Annotated in this window: 4 protein-coding genes; 3 read left to right on the top strand and 1 reads right to left on the bottom strand. The window is 69.0% G+C overall.

What is annotated here, in order from left to right; translation table 11 throughout:
- On the bottom strand, nucleotides 1-487 hold a 487-nt coding region (locus A5622_RS15350), incomplete at its 3' end, for an NUDIX hydrolase (protein ID WP_066879621.1).
- Nucleotides 488-627: 140 nt separating this feature from the next.
- Between A5622_RS15350 and glnX the strand changes: the two genes are divergently transcribed.
- The 3 genes from glnX to A5622_RS15335 all read left to right on the top strand — a co-directional run.
- Nucleotides 628-1,947: a protein kinase G-activating protein GlnX gene (gene glnX, locus A5622_RS15345; RefSeq protein WP_066872410.1), complete on the top strand. Its 1,320-nt coding sequence runs from the start codon at nucleotides 628-630 to the stop codon at nucleotides 1,945-1,947.
- Nucleotides 1,947-2,924 carry a glutamate ABC transporter substrate-binding protein gene (locus A5622_RS15340; protein ID WP_066879619.1) on the top strand — a complete coding sequence of 326 codons (978 nt, stop codon included), beginning with the start codon at nucleotides 1,947-1,949 and terminating at the stop codon, nucleotides 2,922-2,924. Before glnX ends, A5622_RS15340 begins: the two co-directional genes overlap by 1 nt.
- The coding region (locus A5622_RS15335) for a serine/threonine-protein kinase PknG (RefSeq protein ID WP_066879616.1) at nucleotides 2,924-5,143 on the top strand (2,220 nt) is incomplete at its 3' end. The genes A5622_RS15340 and A5622_RS15335, both read left to right, overlap by 1 nt.

Raw genomic sequence — 5,143 nt, 5'->3', positions numbered from 1 at the left:
CCAGCGGCAGCACCGCCGGCGCGGTGCGCAGCCGCTGCCAGCTGGCCGCGAAGCCCGGGTGCAGCGGCAGGTCGGCCACCTCGTTTTCGGCGACCCAGCGCATCTCGGCGCTTTCCCGGTTGGGCACGGTGTGCAGCAACTCGTCGGCGTCGGCGATCACGGTGGTGTAGCTCCACTGCGTGCCGGCGATGCCGGCGACCTCGGCCGTGACCACCGTGGCGCGCACCGCCAGCCGCTCGCCGAGCAGCCCGGCCTCCTCGTTCGCCTCGCGGACCGCCGTCTCCTCCGGCGTTTCGTGGCTGTCCCGGGCGCCGCCCGGCAGTCCCCAGGTGCCGCCCTGATGGCTCCACACGGCGCGATGCTGCAGCAGCACCGCGGGCGTACCGTCGGACTGCGGGGCCCGCAGCAGCAAACCCGCCGCGCCGTACCGGCCCCAGTAATGGGCGCCGCTGTCGGAGATCACCCAACCGTCACCGTCGCCCTGCACCGATTCAGGATATGCAGACTTGGTTGGGGCGTCGCCAATTGCGTCTGCCTCCACCCATCCACCCGAACATGCTCTTAGACTTCGCTTATAGAGGTCCGTGCAGCGAAATCGAGTGGCCGAGAGATGAGGGCTGATCAAACGTGACGGTTGAGCTGGCACACCCGTCGACCGAGCCGCAGGGATCGCGGTCGCCGGCCGAACCGGCTCATCCCCGCTGGTGGTTCATCTCCACGACGCCGGGACGCATCTTGACCATCGGCATCGTGCTGGCCGCGCTCGGCGGCATCAGCGCCTTCGCCACCTCGACCACCATCAACCACCGGCAGCAGGTGCTGACCACGGTGCTCAACCACACCGAGCCGCTGTCGTTCGCCGCCGGCCGGCTCTACACCACCCTGTCGGTGGCCGACGCCGCGGCGGCGACCGCGTTCATCGCCGAGGCGGAACCACAGCCGGTGCGCCAGCGCTATGAGCAGGCCATCACCGACGCGTCCGTCGCCGTGACCCGGGCCTCGAGCGGGCTCACCGACGAACCGCTGGTGCAGCTGTTGGGCCGGATCAACGCCGAGCTGGCCGTCTACACCGGCCTGATAGAAATCGCCCGGACCAACAACCGGGAGGGCAATCCCGTCGGCTCGTCGTACCTGTCGGAGGCTTCGGGCCTGATGCAGTCGACGATCCTGCCCGACGCGGCGCGGCTGTATCAGGCGACGTCGGAGCGGGTGGACGCGGAAACCACCGCGTCGACGCAGATCCCGGCCCCGGTGATCATGGTGGTCGGCGCCACCGTGATCTTCGGCGCGTTCTCGCACCGCTGGCTGGCGCGGCGCACCCGCCGCCGAATCAACCCGGGCCTGGTGGTGGGCGCACTCGCTATTCTCGTCATGGTGGTTTGGGTTGGAACTGCGCTGACCATTTCTACGACGGCCAGTCGTAGCGCGAAGGACACTGCCGCGGAATCCCTCAAGACCGTCACCAACGTCGCGATCACCGCCCAGCAGGCGCGCGCCGACGAAACCCTGTCGCTGATCCGCCGCGGCGACGAGGAGAAACGCAAGCAATCCTTCTACCAGCGCATCGATTCCATGCACCGCCAGCTCGACCAGTACATGTCCCGCAGCGACGCCGTCGACAAGCCGGACCTCGAGGGCGCCGACCAGCTGTTGCTGCGCTGGCGGCAGGCCAACGACCGGATCACCTCCTACATCTCGGTGGGTAACTACCGGGCCGCGACGCAGGTGGCGCTGGGCAGCAGCGAGGAAGACTCCACCCCCGCGTTCGACAAGCTGGAAGACGAGCTGGTCAAGGCCATGGATCAGGGCCGCATCACGCTGCGCAACGACGTCATCAACGCGCGCAGCGGACTGTCCGGCGCCCAGGTGGGTGGCGTGGTGCTCAGCCTCGGCGCCGCCATCGCGGTGGCGCTGGGCCTGTGGCCGAGGCTGAAAGAGTATCGATGATGCTCGGCCTGCGGATGCTTCGCCGGGCGGGCGCCGCGACCGCCGCGGTGGTGGTGCTGGCGGGTTGCGGGCACACGGAGTCGTTGCGGGTGGCCAGCGTGCCGACGTTGCCGCCGCCGACACCGGTCGGCATGGAGCAGTTGCCGCCGCAGCCGGCGCTGCCGCCCGACGGCCCGAACCAGAACTGCGACCTGACCGCCAGCCTGCGGCCCTTCCCCACCAAGGCGGAGGCCGACGCCGCCGTCGCCGACATCCGCGCCCGCGGCCGGCTGATCGTCGGCCTCGACATCGGCAGCAACCTGTTCAGCTTCCGCGATCCGATCACCGGCGAGATCACCGGTTTCGACGTCGACATCGCCGGCGAGATCGCGCGCGACATCTTCGGGGCGCCCTCGCACGTCGAGTACCGGATCCTGTCGTCGGACGAGCGGGTCACCGCGCTGCAGAACTCCGAGGTCGACATCGTGGTGAAGACCATGACCATCACCTGCGACCGGCGCAAGCTGGTGAACTTCTCGACCGTCTACCTCGACGCCAACCAGCGCATCCTGGCCCCGCGCGACTCGTCGATCGTCAAGGTCTCCGACCTGTCCGGCAAGCGCGTCTGCGTCGCCAAGGGCACGACGTCGCTGCACCGCATCCAGCAGATCGATCCGCCGCCGGTCGTGGTGTCGGTGGTCAACTGGGCCGACTGCCTGGTGGCGATGCAGCAGCGCGAGATCGACGCGGTCAGCACGGATGACTCGATCCTGGCCGGGCTGGTCGAAGAGGATCCGTATCTGCACATCGTCGGGCCCAACATGGCCACCCAGCCCTATGGCATCGGGGTCAACCTGAACAACACCGGACTGGTGCGGTTCGTCAACGGAACCCTGGAACGGATCCGCCGGGACGGTACGTGGAACACGTTGTACCGCAAGTGGTTGACGGTGCTGGGTCCCGCGCCGGCCCCGCCCACGCCGAGGTATCTGGACTGATGGCCGAGCCGGACAAGCAAACCGAGCAGCCGGAATCCGACCCGGAAGACGTGGCGGACGTGGCCCCGGGCACCCAGCCGGCCGACGTCCAGACCGGCGCGGCGACCGGGCGGCTGCAGGCCACCCAGGCGCTGTTCCGTCCCGATTTCGACGACGACGACGATGACGACGACTTTCCACACATCTCGCTGGGCGCCCTGGACACCGATCCGCAGGACCGCTTGACGGTCGCGACGCGATCGCTGCCCGCGGTCCGCCAGCTCGGCGGCGGCCTGGTCGAGATCCCGCGCGGACGCGACATCGACCCGCTCGAAGCCTTGATGACCAATCCGGTGGTGCCGGAATCCAAGCGCTTCTGCTGGAACTGCGGAAAACCGGTGGGCCGGTCCAGCAAGAAAGCCAAGGGCACGTCGGAGGGCTGGTGCCCGTCCTGCGGCAGCCCGTATTCCTTTCTGCCGCAACTTAATCCCGGCGACATCGTCGCGGGCCAGTACGAGGTCAAGGGCTGCATCGCCCACGGCGGCCTGGGGTGGGTCTATCTGGCGGTCGACCACAACGTCAACGACCGGCCGGTGGTGCTCAAGGGTCTGGTGCACTCCGGCGACGCGGAGGCCCAGGCGATCGCGATGGCCGAACGACAGTTCCTCGCCGAGGTGGTCCACCCGCAGATCGTGCAGATCTTCAACTTCGTCGAGCACAAGGATCAGCACAACAATCCGGTCGGCCTCATCGTCATGGAGTACGTCGGTGGGCAGCCGCTCAAGCACGGCAAGGGTGAGAAGCTGCCCGTCGCCGAGGCCGTCGCCTACCTGCTGGAGATCCTGCCCGCGTTGAGCTATCTGCACTCCATCGGCCTGGTCTACAACGACCTGAAGCCGGAGAACATCATGCGCACCGAGGAGCAGCTCAAGCTGATCGACCTGGGCGCGGTGTCGCGGATCAATTCGTTCGGATACCTCTACGGCACACCGGGATTCCAGGCCCCCGAGATCGTGCGGACGGGGCCGACGGTGGCCACCGACATCTACACGGTGGGCCGCACACTGGCCGCGCTGACGCTGAATTTGCAGACGCGCAACGGCCGCTACGTCGACGGCCTGCCCGAGGACGACCCGGTGTTGACCACCTACGACTCCTTCCGCCGGTTGTTGCGCCGCGCCACCGACCCCGACCCGCGGCGCCGGTTCGGCAGCACCGAGGAGATGTCGGCCCAGCTGATGGGCGTGCTGCGCGAGGTGGTCGCCCACGACACCGGCATCCCGCGGCCCGGCCTGTCGACGATCTTCTCCCCCAGCCGCTCGACGTTCGGGGTGGACCTGCTGGTCGCGCACACCGACGTGTACCTGGACGGCCAGGTTCACTCGGAGAAGCTGACCGCCCGCGAAATCGTTACGGCACTGCAGGTTCCGCTGGTCGATCCGGCCGACGTCGCCGCCCCGGTCCTGCAGGCGACGGTGTTGTCCCAGCCGGTGCAGACGCTCGATTCGTTGCGCGCGGCCCGGCACGGCACGCTGGACGCCGACGGCGTGGAGGTGTCCGAGTCGGTGGAGCTGCCGCTGATGGAGGTCCGCGCGCTGCTGGACCTGGGCGACGTGGCCAAGGCCACCCGCAAGCTCGACGACCTGGCCGAGCGGGTGGGCTGGCAATGGCGGCTGGTGTGGTACAAGGCCGTCGCCGAGCTGCTCACCGGCGACTACGACTCGGCCACAACGCATTTCACCGAAGTGCTGGACACCTTCCCCGGCGAGCTGGCGCCCAAGCTGGCGCTGGCCGCCACCGCCGAGCTGGCCGGCGACGTCGACGACCACAAGTTCTACGAGACGGTGTGGAAGACCAACGACGGGGTGATCTCGGCGGCGTTCGGGTTGGCCAGATCACTGTCCGCCGAAGGGGATCGGGCCGCCGCGGTGCGCACGCTGGACGAGGTGCCCGCCACCTCCCGGCACTTCACCACCGCGCGGCTGACCAGCGCGGTGACGCTGCTATCCGGCCGCACCAAGAGCGAGATCACCGAGGAGGACATCCGCGACGCGGCGCGGCGGGTGGAGGCGCTGCCGCCCACCGAACCCCGCGTGCTGCAGATCCGCGCCCTGGTGCTCGGCTGCGCGATGGACTGGCTGGAGGACAACAAGGCCAGCACCAACCACATCCTGGGCTTCCCGTTCACCGAGCACGGGCTGCGGCTCGGGGTCGAGGCGGCGCTGCGCAACCTGGCCCGC

The sequence above is a fragment of the Mycobacterium sp. 1245801.1 genome (genome assembly GCF_001673055.1).
In the GTDB taxonomy this organism is placed as follows: Bacteria; Actinomycetota; Actinomycetes; order Mycobacteriales; family Mycobacteriaceae; genus Mycobacterium; species Mycobacterium europaeum_A.
The sequence above is the reverse complement of the archived record's forward strand: the minus strand, read 5'-3'. Positions and strand labels throughout refer to the sequence as shown.

What these genes read in the sequence shown, in the direction of transcription:
- A5622_RS15340 (WP_066879619.1), top strand. Translation starts at nt 1,947, where the DNA reads ATGCTCGGCCTGCGGATGCTTCGCCGGGCGGGCGCCGCGACCGCCGCG.